We start from the raw sequence: 17,172 nt of genomic DNA, 5'->3' as shown, positions 1-17,172 counted from the left end.
CCCCTTCTCCCAGGTTACGTTCCTAATCTGCTGTTATTTAACGATAAAAATCTGACCCTGAGCCTTGGCATGGCGCGTGCTAACTGCACCGACATGACTATTTCCGACAAACGACTGCGCCGTCATCTGCTCACAGCAGTGCTTATCAAGCTGCTCGTGCTGGCAGTGCTGTGGTGGCTATTCATCCAGGATTTCCACGTCAGCGTCGACTCCAACGCGGTCGGCAACCGTTTCGGTGTACCCACCTCGGCTCAAGGGGCAAGCAAGTGATCTCAGAACAACTGGTGGATTTGTCGCGGCTGCAGTTCGCAGCCACGGCGCTTTATCACTTCCTTTTCGTACCGCTCACCGTTGGCATGGTGTGGCTGCTGGTCATCATGGAAAGCGTCTATGTGATGACCGGTAAGGTCATCTGGAAAGACATGACGCGCTTCTGGGGCAAGCTATTTGGCATCAACTTCGCGCTGGGGGTGACCACCGGGATCACCCTGGAATTTCAGTTCGGCACCAACTGGGCCTACTACTCGCACTATGTCGGTGACATCTTCGGTGCACCGCTGGCAATCGAAGGCTTGATGGCGTTCTTCCTCGAATCGACCATGATCGGGCTGTTCTTTTTTGGTTGGGACCGTCTCAAGAGACAGCATCACTTGCTGGTCACGCTGTTGATGGCAATCGGCACAAACCTGTCGGCGCTGTGGATCCTGATCGCCAATGGCTGGATGCAGAACCCGGTGGGCTCAGAGTTCAGCTACATCACCATGCGCATGGAAATGGTCGATTTCTGGACGGTGGTGTTCAATCCGGTGGCCCAGGCCAAGTTTGTCCATACGGTTTCGGCCGGGTATGTCACCGGTTCGATGTTTGTGCTGTCGATCTCCAGTTGGTATTTACTCAAAAATCGTGATGTCGAGTTTGCCAAACGTAGCTTTCGGGTCGCCGCAGCGTTCGGCCTGGCCTCTGTGCTGAGCGTCATCGTACTGGGCGATGAGTCCGGTTACACGGTGGGGGAGGCGCAGCAGACCAAGCTGGCGGCCATGGAGGCCATGTGGGAAACAAAGCCCGCGCCGGCTGGCCTGACGCTGATCGCGAGCATCGATGAAGCTCAATCCCGAAATAATTGGGAGGTCGAGGTGCCATGGTTGATGGGCCTGATCGGGACCCGCTCGGTCAGCCAGCAGATTCCCGGCATTCATGAGATCAAGGAAAAGAACCGCGCCCGAATCATCCGCGGTATTAGCGCAGTCAATGCGCTGGAAGCACTGAGAGCCAATCGCAGCGATCCGGCGGCGTTCAAGACGTTCGAAGAATACAAAGCTGATCTGGGCTTCGGGTTGCTGCTCAAGCGCTATGTCGAGGACGTCAACCAAGCCACACCGGCCATGATCGAAACCGCGGTGAACGATACGGTTCCGCGCGTGACGCCTATGTTTTGGGCGTTCCGGATCATGGTCGGCCTGGGTTTTGCGATGCTGATGCTCTTTGCACTGGCATTCTGGAGCACGCTGAAGTCGAACCGCACCCGCCACCGAGGGTTGTTGCGTTGGGCACTCTACATGCTGCCGGCGCCCTGGATCGCCTGTGAACTGGGCTGGTTTGTCGCCGAATACGGCCGTCAGCCCTGGACGATCTACGGCGTATTACCGACCCACATGAGCGTGTCCACGCTCAGCGTCAACAACCTGTATGGCTCGCTGGCCGGGTTCATCGTTTTCTACACCGTGTTGCTGGTGGTGGAAATGTTCCTGATGGTCAAGTTCGCCCGCCAAGGGTCTGGCAGCCTCGGTACAGGCCGTTATGTTCACGACGCTCATCTGAAGGAGCTTCACCATGCTTGATTACTTCACCCTGAAAATAATCTGGTGGGCGTTGGTCGGCGTCCTGCTGATCGGTTTTGCGATCATGGATGGTCATGACATGGGCGTCGGCACGCTGCTGCCATTCGTTGGCCGCAATGACCTGGAGCGGCGCGTTGTCATCAATACCGTCGGGCCGCATTGGGATGGTAATCAGGTCTGGTTCATCACCGCTGGCGGCGCCTTGTTCGCGGCCTGGCCTGTGGTCTACGCCACTGCCTTCAGTGGTTTCTACTGGGCGATGATTCTGGTGCTCTGGGCGTTGTTCTTCCGCCCGGTGGGGTTTGACTACCGTAGCAAGATCCACAACGCCACTTGGCGCAGCACCTGGGATTGGGGGCTCTTTATCGGAGGGGCGGTGCCTCCGCTGGTGTTCGGGATTGCGTTTGGCAACTTGCTGCTGGGCGTGCCGTTTCACTTCAATGACTATCTGGTGTCTACCTACACCGGCAGTTTCTGGCAACTGCTCAATCCTTTCGCGCTGCTGTCCGGTGTTGTGAGCAGTGCAATGATCACCCTGCAGGGCGGCACTTATCTGGCCCATCGCACTGAGGGGATTATCCAGTCCCGGGCAGTAAAAGGTGCAGTGGCGGCGGCGATTGTGCTGGTGTGCTCATTCATCGTGGCCGGCATCTGGCTGCAATGGATTGACGGCTACCGCATCACCTCGCTCGTTGATACCGCGGCGCTGCCGGACATCCTCAGCAAGACTGTGGTACGTGAACCTGGCGCCTGGATGGCCAACTACGAACGCTATCCATTGCTTTGGCTGCTGCCCGTCCTTGGATTGGGCGGGGCTGTAGCTGCCGCGTTCTTGTTGATGGTGCGCCGCACGCTGTCGGCGTTTGTCGCCTCATCGCTTGCGGTGATTGGCGTGATCAGCACGGCGGGCGTCTCAATGTTTCCGTTCATCATGCCTTCCTCAACCATGCCTGCGGCAAGCCTGACGGTGTGGGACAGCGTCTCCAGCCACCTGAGCTTGGCGATCATGTTCTGGGCCACGTTGATCTTCATGCCTCTGATCGTGATTTATACCTCTTGGGCGTATCGCGTCATGAGCGGAAAAGTCACCGTTGCCCAGATCAAAGCCAACGAGCATTCGGCCTACTAGTGCCGGCAAAGGAGCAAAGAATATGTGGTATTTCGCCTGGATGTTGGGAGTCGGCTTTGCGCTGTTGCTGGCGATATTGAATGCAATGTGGGGGGAGAACGAAGCGAACCGGGCCTTGAGTGACAATGACGAGCAGCAGCGATGATTCAGCAACGCTCAGATACCCAGCCGTCTTCACGCATTCATCTGGCGAGTCTGATGATCGCCATCACCATCATGCTTGCCTGCACACTGTACCCGCCGATGATGGCAACCTCGGAGGGAAAAGCTGATCACGCACTGGCGGGTGCTTTGTTTGCGGCGATGAGTGTGGCTTTCGTCAGGGGCGTGGGTTTTATCCCGCGCCGGTGGCTCTGGCGCTGGCTGTTTTCAGGTTGGACCTGCACTGCGGCATTGGTGCTGGCCGGATGGCTGATGTTCGTGCGGTGAAGGCGGGCTTACGTTCAATAACGCTGCACGAGAACGGCGACAGTAGTATTGGCTGCGCCGTTCATTCAGTTCCCTGGCCAAGTATCACGCCGTTCACTTCTTTGCCATAAAGATTGATCCCATCATTGGCATGGAATTTCAACCGGGTCTGCTCGATTGAACCGGCTATCATCCTGGGGTCTTTCGGCCGTTCGTGGCTGTTCATGTAGGCAGCAACGTGCCAGGCCTCATCGGCGGACAGGGTGGCGCCTTTACCTAATGGCATATTCGACTTTATGAACCCGGCTGCGGTATTGATGCGATGCATCCCCGCGCCCCAATTGAATGAGTCTTTGCCCCATAACGGTGGGAATACGTAATCGCTCCCGGTCTTTTGGCCTTCGCCCTCGTTGCCATGACACACCGCGCATTGCTGGGCGTAGATGACCTTGCCCTTGGCCAGATCGAAGCCTCCCGCCGGTTGTGGCACCTCAGGATAAGCTCGCCCGGGCAGTTCCTGGCCTAGCGGTGCTCCTGTTGCCAGCCAGTAGGAAAAGGCAGTCAGGGCGGCGATGACCTGCCCGTCGGCCGGAGGCGGTTTTCCGTTCATGCTGAACTCAAAGCAGCCTTGTAGGCGCTCGGCGTAGGTATTGACCTTGTCGTTCTTTTTTCGATAAGCCGGGTACATCGTGTAAGCCGCCCAAAGGGGCGCCGAGTCGGCTTTTCTGCCTTGGTCCAAATGACAATTGGTGCAGTTCATCCCGTTTCCCACGAACTCGGGGGCGTTGGCTTTGGTATCGACAAAGATCGCATGCCCTTGCCGCACCAAACGGCCAAAGGCGTTATCAGGCAGCGTGTCCTCTGCTGGCGGAATAAATGTCGCCGTCCGCTGTTGTGGGGTGTCTGGGCCGGGCAAAGGGGGCGATGCACCTGCCACATCAGCAGCGCCAGCCATCGATACCATGTTGAAACTGATGAGTGCCGCGATGAATGATTTCATGGCCAGACCTCTATTGACTGAGCTCAGCGAAATACCGGGAAACAGCCTCGACCTCGGCTTCAGTGAGGGACCTCGCGATGTGGCCCATGAGATCGTCTGGATCATTTTTTCGGGTCTTCTGCCGCCAGGCATTCAGTTGCGAGACCAGGTACTGAGCCGATTGGCCCGCCAGCGGTGGAAAAGAGGCACCGACCCCGATTCCGCCGGGGCCATGACAGGAGACGCACTCGGGTATGTTTCGATCCCATGCGCCTCTCAATGCCAGGGTCTGCCCCAGGCCCTTGGCCGCCTGCGCACGATTGATGGGTTTGACGGGTGGGCCTGGCATGTTGGCGAGCATGCTGGCGAGGGCTTGTACCTCGTCCTCGCTCAATGCCTGGGCGATAGGAAGCATGATTGGGTTGGCCCTGGAGCCTGAGCGAAAATCCGCGATTTGTTTTGCGAAGTACTCAGCAGGTAACCCTGCAAGCCTTGGGAAGCCAGCCGCGGGCATCCCTGTACCGTCCGCACCATGACAGGTTGAACAGGCAATGGCGGCGGGGTTGGTCCCGCCCTGGGTGAAGGTCTTTTGCGCGTCAGCTGCATAAGCGGATGTTGCCAGCGCACCGGATAAAGCAAGGACTGATCCCCATCGCGACATACCCATCGTTCTGCCTCGCAGACGTTATGGGGGACAGGCCCCCTGGTGCGCCATCAACTGCAACTCACCCTCGGTTATTTGACCAAGGTAATCGGGATACTGGACAGCTGGATCACTTTGGCCGCGACAGAGCCCAGGAAGATGCCTTCGAGAAAACCACTGCCGTGCGAACCCAGGATGATGCTGTCGCACCCCAAGGATTTGGCGCACGCCACGATTCTGCTGGCCGCGTCGCCGTGCAGTGTATGGAAAGTAAAGGCGATGCCTTGCTGTTTCAGAAGAGTGATTGCCTTATTCGCATCTTCGGCACTTTTGCCGTCGTAGTAACGGTCAAGTTCATCCTTGCTCATGGTTTGCGCGATGCGAGTGGGTAAAAATGACTGCACATTGACCAGGTGCACCTCCACGCTGCCTCCCAGCAATCCGCCGTCCTGGATCAGTCCAATGAGGTAATGCACCACACGTTCGGAGTGCTCTGAACCATCGACAGCGACCAATACTTTGTGCATTTTCCGAATCCTCTTTCAGTAACATCCAGCGGCTGGTCGAACACCATGCCAGCCGCAGCGTCAGGGTGACTTCGGGGTCTGTCCCACTATGAGCGTAGCGCCCTTGGGGTCGGTTAACCGTAGCCGAATCTGTTTTTCAGTTTCGATGATCGCAAAGAGCGCGATGCCCACTGCGATAATCAATAGCCCATCCATAAAGGGGATCGCTTGAGTGGCAAACACCCTTTGCAGGGGAGGCGCGTAGGTGATGGCGAACTGAGCGAAGGTTACCACTGCAACGGTCAGCCACACGACCTTTGTGCCTCTGACAGCCTTCCAGGTCAGTGAAGTGCCATAAAGATTGCGAATGAAGAATAGATGGAATATTTCCATCACCACCAGCGTGTTAACGGCGATGGTGCGGGCCAACTCCACCGGGTAGCCTCGGTCGAGTGCGTAGGTAAAAATGCCGTAGACACCGCAAAGAAACAGGATCGAAACCAGCACCATGTGCCAGATCAACGCGCCGCTTATCAACGGCTCGTGCCTTGAGCGCGGCGGCCTGCGCATGGTGTTTTCTTCGGTCGGCTCGAACGCCAGGGCGATACCCAGCGTGATCGCGGTAATCAGGTTGATCCACAAGATCTGAATCGGTGTCACCGGCAGGGTGAGGCCAAACAGCAGCGCGACAATGATGGTCATGGTTTCGCCCGCGTTGGTGGGCAACGTCCAGCTCAGCACTTTCTTGATGTTGTCGTAGACCGTCCGGCCTTCACGTACGGCGGCCACGATGGAGGCGAAGTTGTCATCGGCCAGTACCAGGTCCGCCGCCTCTTTTGCCGCCTCACTGCCTTTGTCACCCATGGCGATGCCGGCGTCGGCGCGTTTGAGCGCGGGCGCGTCGTTGACCCCGTCGCCGGTCATGGCCACGGTCATGCCGTTCGATTGCAGCAACATCACCAGCCGTAGCTTATGTTCAGGGCTGGTGCGGGCGAAGATATTCACGTCCTTGAGCGCTTCTTTGAGCGTGCCGTCGTTCATCGCGTCCAGGTCGACGCCCGTCAGCACCTTGTCGGGATTTTGCAGGCCGATTTGCGCGCCGATCGCGGCGGCGGTGCCGGAGTGATCGCCGGTGATCATCTTGACTGCGATACCGGCAGCCTGGCATTGCTGGACCGCCTGGATCGTCTCGGGGCGAGGCGGGTCAATCATGCCTGTCATGCCAAGCAGGGTCAGCGAACCCTGCACGTCGCCAAACTCCAGAACGGTGTGCTCGGACGGCACGGGGCGGCTGGCAAACGCCAGCACGCGCTGACCTTTGCTGGCAATGGTGTTTGCCTGTTGGTGCCAGTAGTCAGCATTGAGCGGCTCCGTGGCGCCGGTACTGCCACGCTGCTGCGCGCACATGGCCAGGATCTGTTCCGGCGCGCCTTTTACATAGATTGACGCCTGTCGCTCATGGTTGTGGTGCAACGTCGCCATGAAGCGGTGTTTGGCGTCAAACGGAATCGCATCGGTGCGGGGCCAGGTGCGTCGTTCTTCTTCGCCATCGATTCCGGCTTTCACGGAAAACGCCAGCAGTGCGCCCTCCATGGGATCGCCCTCGACCTTCCATGTGGCGTCGTGCAGTCTCAACACCGCGTCATTGCAAAGCGCGGCGGCGCGTCCCAGTTCGGCTAACGTGGGGTGATTGGAGGTGTCGATCAACTGGTCAGCCAGGTTCATGTTTCCCGACGGCTGATAACCGGCACCGTCGACCGTGAACGTCAGATCACGGGTGACCACTGATGCGACCATCATTTCGTTGCGGGTGAGGGTGCCGGTCTTGTCCGTGCAGATGACCGAAACCGATCCCAGGGTTTCGATGGCGGGCAAGCGGCGAACGATGGCGTTGCGACGGGCCATCGCGCGAACCCCGACCGCCAGGGTAATGGTGAGAACGGCGGGCAGTCCTTCGGGGATGGCGGCGACTGACATGCCCACCACCACCATGAAGATTTCGTTGAATGCGTAATGGCCGACAAAATGACCGTAAACCAGTAACAGCCCGGCGACGAGCAGAATCAGGATCGTCAGCCAGCGCGCGAAGACGTTCATTTGCTGGACCAATGGCGTGGTCAGTGTCTCGACTTCCGACAACAGATTGCTGATGCGCCCGATCTCGGCGGCGGTCGCGGTTGCAACGACAACCCCGGTGGCCTGTCCGCAGGTCACCAGGGTTCCACTGAAGGCCATGCAGGCACGATCACCCAGGGGCGCTCCAAGGCGCACAGGTTCAGTGTGCTTTTCCACGGCGGCGGATTCACCGGTCAGGATGGCTTCCTGGATCTGCAGCCTGTTGGCGTGCAGCAAGCGAAGATCTGCCGGGACTTTATCGCCGGCCTCCAACAAGACGATATCGCCGGGTACCAGCGCTTCACCCGCGATGCTCAAACGTTCACCGGCACGAATCACGGCGGCGCGGGGCGCCAGCATCTGCCGGATCGCGTCCATGGCTTTTTCCGCTTTGCCCTCCTGGACGTAGCCAATGATGGCGTTGGCCACCACCACCGCCAGAATGACCACCGTATCCCAGAGGTGTTGTAACAGCGCAGTGATCACCGCGGAGCCCAGCAGCACATAAATCAGGATATTGTGAAACTGCAACAGAAAACGCAGCCACGCCGGTCGCCGCGCCGACTCCGGCAGGCGATTGAAGCCTGTGCGCGCAAGCCGGGCTTGAACTTCTGCATCGTTCAGCCCGGTGTGCTCATTGACCTCCAGCCGTTCGAGCACCTGCTGCGCAGGCAACGTGTACCAAGCCTCGGCATCTGTGGGAATCGGATCCTGCTCGGTCGGTGCGTTGCTCGCTCGGTTCATCAGGCCGCTATCCCTGTGCTCATTACACTATTGGCGTTCATGCCTTCAATCGAACTGCTGCGGTGCAATCACCCACAAGCTGCACGGCATCTTGTACAGCAGGCCTTCCACGGTGCTGCCGATCAACTTGTCCAAACCTTTGTAGCGCACGCGCCCCATGACAATGACATCAATGTCATGGGATGCCGCGTAGCTGGCCAATACCTTGGCCGGGTCGCCCATGACCATGCGCCGTTGTTCCGGCGCTATCCCGTTGCGCTCGGCCAACGCGTCAAACGCCTCGCCCTGGGATTCATAGAGCTGCCGGGCCAGGGTGGAGGAAAAGAACATCGAGCCGCTGCCGAAGCCGTATTCAGAGGCAGTGATGGACGACAGGTCATAGGCGTAAATGACTTCCAGAGTCGCGTCGCAGGAGGTGGCCAGTTTGTTGGCTTCGCTCAGGATCCGGTCGTTGAGGCCTTCGTAGCGGCCGTCGAGATGAAAGGGGTCAATGGCCGCCAGAATCTTGCGCGGACGGGCGTGAGTGACTTTGTTGACGAAATGCAACGGCACTTCGCTTTCGCGCAGCAGGTGCACATCCAGCGGGGTGAACATCAGGCGCGAGAACCAGGATTCATGCTCCACCGTCTTGATCAGGGCATCCATCGGCTGCTCCTTGAGGTGGACCAGAATCTCCTGCAGCGGTCGCTCGACCCACGCCACTTCGGTCGTGACTTCAATGCCCAGCTTGCGCAGTGGCCGGGCCTGGTCTTCCAGCCAGTGGCGATGGCGTTCAACGTAACCCAAGCGCATCTGTTCCAGGGCCTGCTCATTGACCAGGCTGGCGGTGGCCAGGCCTTCGAGGTAGTCGAAGGCAACGATATGCAGCGCGGCGCCTTCGGCCTTGGCCAGCGCCGCTGCCCGGTCGAAGGCCGGACTGTGTTCCATCAGCGGCGAGACGACCAACATCAAACGTGATTGCGTGGACATGACAAACCTCCCGAGCATGGACGTATGGGTACCCGACGGCCTTCGCGCCGCGTGGAGCCAGGGTTTGATCATGATCGTATCGGGCATCGGTCACTTGATTTGCATCAAGCTCATGCCAGAAGCGTGGCATCAATGCACACGGCGCCTGGCAATAGCGCTATGTTTGATCATGAAATCCTCCCAGGGACTACCCTGGACTCAGGTACAACCGGAACACTCAGTATAGAACCGAGGCCATGAGCGAAACCCTGGGCTTTGCCAATGCCGCCGCTGCGCTCGGAATCGGCTTGTTGATTGGGCTAGAACGCGAGCGACGCAAAGGCGAGGGCGCCCGGCGCGACTTCGCCGGCCTGCGTACCTTTGCCATTACCTCGTTGCTGGGTTATGTCACGGTCCAGGCTGGCGGAGTCTTGCTGCTGGGGTTCGTGGCGCTTGCGCTGGGGGCACTGGTCACGGCGGCGTATTGGCGAAACCTTGACCAGGACCCCGGTATCACCAGCGAAGTGGCGTTATTCGCGGCGCTGGCGTTGGGAGCGCTCTGCATGACCGCCCCGGCCCTGGCGATCGCGATCGGCGTGGTGATGGCCGGTCTGCTCGCCAGCCGCCAGGCGCTGCACCATTTTGCCCGTAACCAATTGACCGCCGCGGAAATGCGTGACGGGCTGGTGCTGTTGATCGCCGCGCTGGTGGTGTTGCCTCTGGTGCCGGATCGCTTCCTCGGGCCTTACGATGCGATCAACCTGCGCACCATCTGTATGTTGACGGTCATGTTGATGGCTGTGGGTGCGCTGGGGCATGTTGCGGTCCGGACCCTCGGCACTCACTACGGCTACGCCCTCAGCGCGGTTGCCTCGGGGTTCGCTTCGGCCACGCTGACCGTCGCCACCATGGGTAACATCGCCGCGAAAGAACCGGCCAATCTCAAGGTGCTGAGCGCCGCTGCCGTGTTGTCCAATCTGGCGACAGTGGCACAAATAGGGCTGATCCTCGGTGCCGTAGAACCGGCCCTGTTGCTTTGGATGTGGGGCCCGCTACTCTGTGGCCTGCTGACAACATTGATCTACGCCGGAATGCTGATGTTTCCCCGACCCAGGGCTCGGGCGGATGAACCGATCAAGCGCGGCGGGGCCTTCAACCTCAAACTGGCCTTGACGGTAGTCTTGGCGATGGCCGGTATCACGCTCCTGTCGTCGGCGATGCTTGCCGAGTTCGGCCAGACCGGGGTAACCGTAACGGCGGTTTTCAGCGGGCTGGTTGATGCTCATGCTTCAATTGCCTCTGTTGCTTCCCTGGCGAAGGCCGGATTGTTACCCCTGGATGGCATCGCCATACCGGTCTTGATGGCGATGAGCAGCAATTCCCTGAGTAAATGCGTAGTGGCCTGGCTCAGTGGCGGACGGCGTTTCGCCGGGTATTTCATCCCCGGCCAGGTGCTGGTGACGCTGGGAATGTGGGCCGGCGTTCTGCTCCCGAATCTGTGAGCCTGTGTGGTGGCAGTTTGATGAAGATCAAGTCCTGCCCGTGGCATACGTTCATTCTGGAACCCTCAATCCTTTAAGTGGCTGCCGCCACGTGCCGAGGTGTTCCATGTCCCAGACCCAACGTTTGTTGTTATTGGCACCCGATGCCATGACCCGTTCGCCTGCGTTCGACCGCGCCACCGAACTGGCCCTGGCGCTGGATCTGCCCCTGCACATCGTCGCCATCGATTATCTGGAGGTGCTCTCGGTGGCCGGTCTTTTTGCGCCAGAACAAGTCAAGAAGGCCCGTGACGGGTATCTGGAAACGCACCGGCACTGGTTGTGGCAACAGGCTGAGCTGGCGCGCCGCCATGGAGTGGAGGCGACGAGCGAGGTGGTCTGGGGCAAAGACGCTTATCAGGCCTTGCAGCAGTACGTCAAAGAGATGCCACTGGCGCTGATCATCAAGGACGCCGAGCCTGAACCGGCAATGAAGCGGATTTTCTTCACACCCATGGACTGGCGCCTGCTGCGCGACTGTCCGGTGCCGGTGCACCTGGTCACCGACGCGCGTCATCCGCGGCCCCGGCAGGTCCTGGCGATCGTCGATGTGCTGCGCAGCGAGGAGCAGGACCTGGTGTTCAACGACCGGATCGTCGATGCCGCCGTGAAACTGGCCGATCAATGCAACGCCCAGGTTGAGTTGTTGCACGCCTTCGACTGGACGGCGGTGTACGCCGCCGACATGGGCGTGGGTGCGCTCCCGCTCGCCACTGGGCTCTATGAAGCATTGGGGCAGGCGCAGCACGAAGTGTTTGAATCCCTGGCCGAGCGTCACGGCGTGCCGCCGCAGCAGCGTCACTTCATCGAAGGTGCGCCGCTGAGCAGCATCTGCACATTCGCCACCGATCATCAGTGCGACGTCATTGTCATGGGCACGACACAGCATCGAGGTCTGGACAAGCACTTGGGCAGTACTGCCGAGCAGGTGCTGCAACGGGCACCTTGCAGTATATGGGCAATCAAGCCGGGCGAGTGACGGCAGGGTGACCTTGCGCGAGGCCTGGCCCCGGGTCCCGCGCAATGCACTGTGGTTAAAGATAGAGCCGGTGGATGACCTGCCGGGCATCATCGGGGTCGGTGCGGGTATCAAACCCAAGGCTATGGGCCAGATCCCGCATAGGGGCGTTATCGGCGGCGTCGATGGAATACAGCTGGCGATAGCCGTTCTTGCGGGCCGCCTCTATCAAATGCTCCATCAACAACGTCCCCAGCCCCAGATGCTGCCATTGATCGGCTACGGTCACGGCGCACTCGCATTCGTGTTCACTGGTAGCGCAATAGCGACTGACACCGATTTCGATCAGTTGGCCGTTGTCGTGGACCAGGGCGATGTAAGCCATGCGCGTCTTGCAGTCGACATCCATCAACTGGTCGAGCATGGCCGCGCCGGGCTCATTGATTTGCGCCAGGAAACGCATGTGCCGGGACTCCGGTGACAGACGCTTGATGAAGTCATACTCACGCTGGCGATCTTCTTCCTTCAGTGGCCTGATCAAAACGTGCCGGCCATCTCTGAGGGCCTGGATCCAGTGCTTGCCGCTGATGCTGGCATACAGGGCAGCGGCGCGTTCATTGTGGTCTTTGACGTTGAGCATGATGCGTTCCTCCATCGGGTGTGAACCTTCGGCGCGGCAAAGGCCGTGCATTCGCTACTGTTCTACGCCGGCGTGGCAGATCGATTCTGATCTGGATCAGTGCTCGCGAATCCGCTCGTCGATGATCAATGCCGGGGAGCAATTTCAGTGGGAGCCAAACCTGTGGGGGGCAAGCTTTGCTCCCACAGGTATGTGCATGCAGTTGATAAAGATCAAGCCGCCCCGGGGTGACAAGCGCAGGCTGTTGCACATGCCAGAGAGGGACCGCTGGGGACCTGATGGCCAACAGACCAGTGGAGGTGTGTAATGGGACAGTACCAACGTTTGCTATTGATCGTTGAAGCCGACCTGCATCCGTCTGCCGCGCTGCGTCGCGCCTGTGCCCTGGCCAGGGTCAGTGGCGCGGCCTTGCACCTGTGCGCATTCGTTCAACCACCGCCTCACACGCATTTGTGGGGCGAAAAGAACGATGAAGCGACAGCTCAGCGCTATATGCACCACTACCGTCGCTGGATGGTGGAGGAGGCGGCGCTGCTCAAGGAGCAAGGACTGGATGTGACGACCCATGTGGTCTGGACCACTCATCCATTACTGGACATCCTGCGCTACGTCGAGCAGTTTCAGCCCGATTTGCTGATCAAGGATGTGACCCTCGAGCCGCTGCTCAGACGTGTTTTCGTGACGCCCCTGGACTGTCATCTGCTGCGCGATTGCCCGGTGCCGGTGCATCTGGTCAATCGCGCCACCCACAGCTTGCCACGTCGGGTCGTGGCGGCGGTGGACCCGGCCAATCCGCAGGCCAACGCCTTGAACGAGCGCATTATCGAGGCCGCCGGGGCAATGGCCCTGCAATGCAATGCCCCGCTGCATCTGCTGCACGCCTGCGATCTGTCTCCGGCCTTCAACGGGGAGGCTTCGTTGGTGGCTGGGGCCTGGGATGAAGATTTTGCCGAGGCCTTGCGAGAGTCGCTGCATGCGGCGTTCATCAATTTGGCCGAGCGGTGGAGCATTCCACCCGAGCGCCGTCATTTCGTCATTGGCCTGCCGGTGCCGGTGATCCATGAGTTCCTCGATGAGTTCGAGGCTGATGTGGTGGTGATGGGCACCGAGCAACGCGCTGGGCTGGACCGTCTGATCGGTAGCACGACGGAACGGGCCCTGTATTCGGTGTCGGGCAGCTTGTTGGCAGTCAGGGTATGAGCAGGGCGCGTTGACTCTGATGTAAATCAAGTCGGGTTTGTTCAAGCGCTCCAGAATCAGTCGTGGCAGACCGTTCGATATCGGTTCAAGCGATCAGGGCAGTTCGCGGGTAATTCAGCCTCTTTGGGAGAATGTGATGAGTGATTTTCTTAGCCCCGACCAACTGGAAGGCATTGACGCCTATTGGCGTGCTTCCAATTATCTGGCTGTGGGGCAGATTTACCTCAAAGACAACCCATTGTTGCGCAAACCGCTGCTACTGGGCCACGTCAAGCCGCGCCTGTTGGGTCACTGGGGCACCACGCCGGGATTGAACCTGATTTACGTTCACCTCAATCACCTGATCAAGACCCACGACCTGAACATGATCCTGGTCACCGGCCCCGGACACGGCGGCCCAGCCATCGTCGCCCAGAGCTATCTGGAGGGCAGCTTCACCCAGTGTTATCCCTCGGTGGAACAGAACGAGAACGGGATGCTGCGCCTGTTCCGGCAGTTTTCCTGGCCCTACGGGTTGTCCAGTCATGTCTCGGCGCAGATCCCGGGGTCCATTCATGAAGGCGGGGAGCTGGGGTATTGCCTGGCCCACGCCTACGGTGCGGCGTTCGACAACCCTGACCTGATCGTGGCCTGCGTTATCGGCGATGGTGAAGCCGAAACCGGTACGCTGGCGGCGAGCTGGCATTCCAACAAGTTCCTCAACCCCCGGTGTGACGGTGCGGTTCTGCCCATCCTTCACCTCAACGGCTTCAAGATCGCCAACCCCACGCTGCTTTCGCGTATCAGTGAAGACGAGCTGTCAGCCCTGATGTACGGGTATGGCTACGATCCTTATTTTGTCGAAGGCGACGACCCCCGCAGCGTTCACCAGCAACTGGCGATGGTCCTGGACGCCATGCTGCTCAAGATCCGCGAAATCCAGCGTACGGCCCGTGCAGACTCGTCGGCACATGAACTGGAGCGGCCACTGTGGCCGATGTTGGTGCTGCGCACGCCCAAGGGCTGGACCGGTCCGAGATTCGTCGACGGTCAGCAGGTCGAGGGCACCTGGCGCGCCCATCAGGTGCCACTGAGTCATTTCGAGCAGCCCATGCATCTGACGCAACTGCAACAATGGCTCGAGAGTTACCGGCCACAGGAACTGTTCGACGCCAGTGGTGCGTTGCTGCCGGAGATTGCGGCGCTGGCGCCCACAGGGCATCGGCGTCTGGGCGCCAATCCCCACGCCAATGGCGGCTTGCTCCTCCAGTCACTTGAGCTGCCTCGGTTTACCGATTACGCCGTGCCGTTCTCCGCGCCCGGCAGTGTGCAGGCGGAGTCCACCCGGGTGTTGGGTGGTTTTGTCCGGGACGTGATGAAGTACAACCTCAAGGCTGGCAACTTTCGCCTGTTCGGCCCCGACGAAACCGCCTCCAATCGCCTTGATGCGGTGTACGAGGTCAGTGGCAAGACCTGGATGGCGGCACTTGAAGCGGGGGATACCAACCTGGCCTGCGAAGGCCGGGTGATGGAAATTCTCAGCGAGCAGGTGTGTGAAGGCTGGCTTGAGGGCTATTTACTGACGGGCCGTCATGGCCTGTTCTCCTGCTATGAGGCGTTCATCCATATCGTCGATTCGATGTTCAACCAGCACGCCAAATGGCTCAAGACCGCTGCGCAGATTCCTTGGCGCGCGTCGATTGCTTCGCTCAACTACCTGCTCACATCCCACGTCTGGCGCCAGGACCACAATGGCTTCTCCCATCAGGATCCTGGATTTATCGACCATGTGGCGAACAAGAGTGCCGATGTGGTGCGTATCTACTTGCCGCCGGACGCCAATTGCCTGTTGTCGGTGGCCGATCACTGTCTCAAGAGCCGCGATTACATCAACGTGATCGTGGCCGGCAAGCAACCAGAGTGGCAATGGCTGGATATCGATTCGGCCATCAGGCACTGCTCCATTGGCATCGGTCGCTGGGCCTTCGCCTGCCAGAACGATGACGACCCGGATGTGGTGATGGCCTGCGCCGGTGATGTGCCAACCCTGGAAACCCTGGCCGCCGTGACACTGTTGCGCCAATACGTGCCGGATCTGCGCGTGCGGGTGGTGAACGTGGTGGACTTGATGGCCCTGCAACCGCCGCAACAGCATTGCCATGGTCTGCCGGATGCCGGGTTCGATGAGTTGTTCACCGTGGACAAACCGGTGATTTTCGCGTTCCACGGCTATCCTTCATTGATCCATCGTCTGGTCTACAAGCGCCATAACCATGACAATTTCCATGTGCGCGGTTTCATGGAGGAGGGGGCCACAACCACCCCGTTCGACATGGCGGTCATCAATCACTTGGATCGCTACCAACTGGCATTCGATGTCATCCAGCGAGTACCGCGCTTGCAACCGTTGGTGGAGGGCGCCCGGGACCGCTACTGGGCCACCATGGAGAAGCACCAGCTTTACCTGATCGAACATGGGCAGGACATGCCCGAGGTCTTGAACTGGCGCTGGACGCCGGCGCCGGGTTGACTGTCCGCCTTGTCACGACTTCGACATCGCGCCGTTCGCCCTGACTTTTTGGAGATCCATCATGAGCCAGTACCAGCGCTTACTGCTGATCCTCAACCCGGCACAGCGACACTCTCCGGCCCTTCATCACGCAGCGGCCCTGACGGCGGCCAGCGGGGCGCACTTGCATGTTTCTGCGTTGGTGCCGTCACTGGACATTCTCAAACTGTTGGAGCAGGAGCCCCGTGATGAAGCGCGTCAGAATTACCTGCAGGACCACCGTCACTGGCTGGAGGAGGAGGCCGACAAGATGCGGCGCCGAGGCCTGAGGGTCACCACGCAGGTGGATTGGGTCGACGGCATGGACGAGCAGATTCTCCAGCACGTTACGCAAATCCAGCCTGATCTGCTGATCAAGCAGGTGCAACACGAGCCCCTGCTCAAACGGGCCTTCCTTACTCCGCTGGACTGGCGTCTGTTGCGCCAGTGCCCGGTTCCCATGTACCTGGTGGGCGCCACCGGCCACGCCTTGCCGCGCAAAGTGGTTGCTGCGGTGGACCCTTCCAGCGACTTTGCGCAAAACAGTGGGCTCAACGACCGGATCATTCGCGAGGCAATCGGCTTGGCCTTGCAGTGCGACGCCGAGTTGCATCTGGTTCACGCCTATGAGGTTTCGTCGGTCTATCTCGGCGATGTCGGCGGAGGTGGCCTGACGCTTAAACAGCTCAGCAATGAACTGCGCAGGAGCCTGGAAAAAACATTCCTGGAGCTGGCCAACCTGTTCGGCGTGCCGGCCGAGCGCAGGCACTTCGTGCTGGGCCATCCGGTTTCAGCCTTGAGTGAGTTTGCCCTGGAGCATGAGGTCGATGTCGTGGTCATGGGGCGCTCGCAGAAGGGTGGTTCGCACGGGCTGTTGGGTAGCACCACGGAGCATATTTTGTATCAGGTGTCGTGCAGCGTACTGGCTGTGTGAAGAAACCGGTGCTCATGGCTGTGTCCTTGATGAAAATCAATGGCCCGCTGGGCGAATAGTGC

At 59.6% G+C, this 17,172-nt stretch carries 16 protein-coding genes; 10 read left to right on the top strand and 6 right to left on the bottom strand.

Annotated elements, in window-relative coordinates; all coding sequences use genetic code 11:
- Positions 1–69: 69 nt before the first annotated feature.
- The 5 genes from cydP to AC3I65_RS14490 are packed head-to-tail and all read left to right on the top strand — an operon-like array spanning position 70 to position 3,396.
- Positions 70–270: a cytochrome oxidase putative small subunit CydP gene (gene cydP / locus AC3I65_RS14510; protein ID WP_052915280.1), complete on the top strand. Its 201-nt coding sequence runs from the start codon at positions 70–72 to the stop codon at positions 268–270.
- A complete protein-coding gene (locus AC3I65_RS14505) occupies positions 267–1,838 on the top strand; it encodes a cytochrome ubiquinol oxidase subunit I (protein ID WP_488523916.1) in 1,572 nt (523 codons plus the stop codon). The genes cydP and AC3I65_RS14505 overlap by 4 nt, the downstream gene beginning before the upstream one ends.
- Positions 1,831–2,967: a cytochrome d ubiquinol oxidase subunit II gene (gene cydB, locus AC3I65_RS14500; protein ID WP_076384320.1), complete on the top strand. Its 1,137-nt coding sequence runs from the start codon at positions 1,831–1,833 to the stop codon at positions 2,965–2,967. The genes AC3I65_RS14505 and cydB overlap by 8 nt, the downstream gene beginning before the upstream one ends.
- Positions 2,968–2,989: 22 nt before the next feature.
- Positions 2,990–3,112: a cytochrome bd-I oxidase subunit CydX gene (gene cydX / locus AC3I65_RS14495; RefSeq protein WP_047225667.1), complete on the top strand. Its 123-nt coding sequence runs from the start codon at positions 2,990–2,992 to the stop codon at positions 3,110–3,112.
- On the top strand, positions 3,109–3,396 hold the full coding sequence (locus tag AC3I65_RS14490) for a cyd operon YbgE family protein (RefSeq protein WP_107322782.1): 288 nt from the start codon (positions 3,109–3,111) through the stop codon (positions 3,394–3,396). Before cydX ends, AC3I65_RS14490 begins: the two co-directional genes overlap by 4 nt.
- 61 nt (positions 3,397–3,457) lie before the next feature.
- On the opposite strand, the gene AC3I65_RS14485 is transcribed toward AC3I65_RS14490, so the two are convergent.
- The 5 genes from AC3I65_RS14485 to AC3I65_RS14465 form a co-directional block, all read right to left on the bottom strand.
- A complete protein-coding gene (locus AC3I65_RS14485) occupies positions 3,458–4,375 on the bottom strand; it encodes a c-type cytochrome (RefSeq protein WP_488523915.1) in 918 nt (305 codons plus the stop codon).
- Positions 4,376–4,385: 10 nt separating this feature from the next.
- Positions 4,386–5,021 (bottom strand): c-type cytochrome, encoded by a 636-nt coding sequence (locus tag AC3I65_RS14480; RefSeq protein ID WP_107322781.1) that lies wholly within the window; start codon positions 5,019–5,021, stop codon positions 4,386–4,388.
- A gap of 68 nt (positions 5,022–5,089) precedes the next feature.
- Positions 5,090–5,524, bottom strand: a complete 435-nt coding sequence (locus tag AC3I65_RS14475; RefSeq protein WP_076384326.1) for a universal stress protein — start codon at positions 5,522–5,524, stop codon at positions 5,090–5,092.
- Positions 5,525–5,584: 60 nt separating this feature from the next.
- The gene (locus AC3I65_RS14470) at positions 5,585–8,362 is read right to left on the bottom strand and encodes a cation-transporting P-type ATPase (protein WP_488523914.1); all 2,778 of its coding nucleotides are present in this window, start codon (positions 8,360–8,362) and stop codon (positions 5,585–5,587) included.
- A gap of 45 nt (positions 8,363–8,407) precedes the next feature.
- Positions 8,408–9,331, bottom strand: a complete 924-nt coding sequence (locus AC3I65_RS14465; protein ID WP_322833928.1) for a universal stress protein — start codon at positions 9,329–9,331, stop codon at positions 8,408–8,410.
- Positions 9,332–9,567: 236 nt separating this feature from the next.
- Between AC3I65_RS14465 and AC3I65_RS14460 the strand changes: the two genes are divergently transcribed.
- Positions 9,568–10,812, top strand: a complete 1,245-nt coding sequence (locus AC3I65_RS14460) for an MgtC/SapB family protein (protein ID WP_076384332.1) — start codon at positions 9,568–9,570, stop codon at positions 10,810–10,812.
- Positions 10,813–10,918: 106 nt separating this feature from the next.
- Positions 10,919–11,830, top strand: coding sequence for a universal stress protein (locus AC3I65_RS14455; RefSeq protein ID WP_047225675.1), 912 nt, complete (start codon positions 10,919–10,921; stop codon positions 11,828–11,830).
- Positions 11,831–11,885: 55 nt separating this feature from the next.
- Here the strand turns inward: AC3I65_RS14455 and AC3I65_RS14450 are convergent, their stop codons facing one another.
- Positions 11,886–12,449, bottom strand: coding sequence for a GNAT family N-acetyltransferase (locus tag AC3I65_RS14450; RefSeq protein WP_047225870.1), 564 nt, complete (start codon positions 12,447–12,449; stop codon positions 11,886–11,888).
- Positions 12,450–12,755: 306 nt separating this feature from the next.
- On the opposite strand from AC3I65_RS14450, the gene AC3I65_RS14445 reads away from it, so the two are divergent.
- The 3 genes from AC3I65_RS14445 to AC3I65_RS14435 all read left to right on the top strand — a co-directional run bounded on the left by AC3I65_RS14445 (position 12,756) and on the right by AC3I65_RS14435 (position 17,110).
- Positions 12,756–13,649, top strand: a complete 894-nt coding sequence (locus tag AC3I65_RS14445) for a universal stress protein (protein WP_419417107.1) — start codon at positions 12,756–12,758, stop codon at positions 13,647–13,649.
- 136 nt (positions 13,650–13,785) lie between these two features.
- Complete coding sequence (locus tag AC3I65_RS14440) at positions 13,786–16,158, top strand: phosphoketolase family protein (protein ID WP_488523913.1); 2,373 nt, start codon at positions 13,786–13,788, stop codon at positions 16,156–16,158.
- A gap of 61 nt (positions 16,159–16,219) precedes the next feature.
- Positions 16,220–17,110 (top strand): universal stress protein, encoded by an 891-nt coding sequence (locus AC3I65_RS14435; protein ID WP_047225679.1) that lies wholly within the window; start codon positions 16,220–16,222, stop codon positions 17,108–17,110.
- Positions 17,111–17,172: the final 62 nt, after the last annotated feature.

It is taken from the genome of Pseudomonas sp. N-1-13 (assembly GCF_057787095.1).
This window is presented reverse-complemented; position numbering and strand designations above follow the sequence as displayed.

Bases quoted from the DNA above. Each gene is read 5' to 3' on its own strand.
- cydX (WP_047225667.1), top strand. From the start codon at position 2,990: ATGTGGTATTTCGCCTGGATGTTGGGAGTCGGCTTTGCGCTGTTGCTG.
- AC3I65_RS14435 (WP_047225679.1), top strand. From the start codon at position 16,220: ATGAGCCAGTACCAGCGCTTACTGCTGATCCTCAACCCGGCACAGCGA.
- AC3I65_RS14455 (WP_047225675.1), top strand. From the start codon at position 10,919: ATGTCCCAGACCCAACGTTTGTTGTTATTGGCACCCGATGCCATGACC.
- AC3I65_RS14470 (WP_488523914.1), bottom strand. From the start codon at position 8,362: ATGAACCGAGCGAGCAACGCACCGACCGAGCAGGATCCGATTCCCACA.
- AC3I65_RS14485 (WP_488523915.1), bottom strand. From the start codon at position 4,375: ATGAAATCATTCATCGCGGCACTCATCAGTTTCAACATGGTATCGATG.
- cydB (WP_076384320.1), top strand. From the start codon at position 1,831: ATGCTTGATTACTTCACCCTGAAAATAATCTGGTGGGCGTTGGTCGGC.
- AC3I65_RS14480 (WP_107322781.1), bottom strand. From the start codon at position 5,021: ATGGGTATGTCGCGATGGGGATCAGTCCTTGCTTTATCCGGTGCGCTG.
- AC3I65_RS14465 (WP_322833928.1), bottom strand. From the start codon at position 9,331: ATGTCCACGCAATCACGTTTGATGTTGGTCGTCTCGCCGCTGATGGAA.
- AC3I65_RS14475 (WP_076384326.1), bottom strand. From the start codon at position 5,524: ATGCACAAAGTATTGGTCGCTGTCGATGGTTCAGAGCACTCCGAACGT.
- cydP (WP_052915280.1), top strand. From the start codon at position 70: ATGGCGCGTGCTAACTGCACCGACATGACTATTTCCGACAAACGACTG.
- AC3I65_RS14460 (WP_076384332.1), top strand. From the start codon at position 9,568: ATGAGCGAAACCCTGGGCTTTGCCAATGCCGCCGCTGCGCTCGGAATC.
- AC3I65_RS14445 (WP_419417107.1), top strand. From the start codon at position 12,756: ATGGGACAGTACCAACGTTTGCTATTGATCGTTGAAGCCGACCTGCAT.
- AC3I65_RS14440 (WP_488523913.1), top strand. From the start codon at position 13,786: ATGAGTGATTTTCTTAGCCCCGACCAACTGGAAGGCATTGACGCCTAT.
- AC3I65_RS14490 (WP_107322782.1), top strand. From the start codon at position 3,109: ATGATTCAGCAACGCTCAGATACCCAGCCGTCTTCACGCATTCATCTG.
- AC3I65_RS14450 (WP_047225870.1), bottom strand. From the start codon at position 12,449: ATGCTCAACGTCAAAGACCACAATGAACGCGCCGCTGCCCTGTATGCC.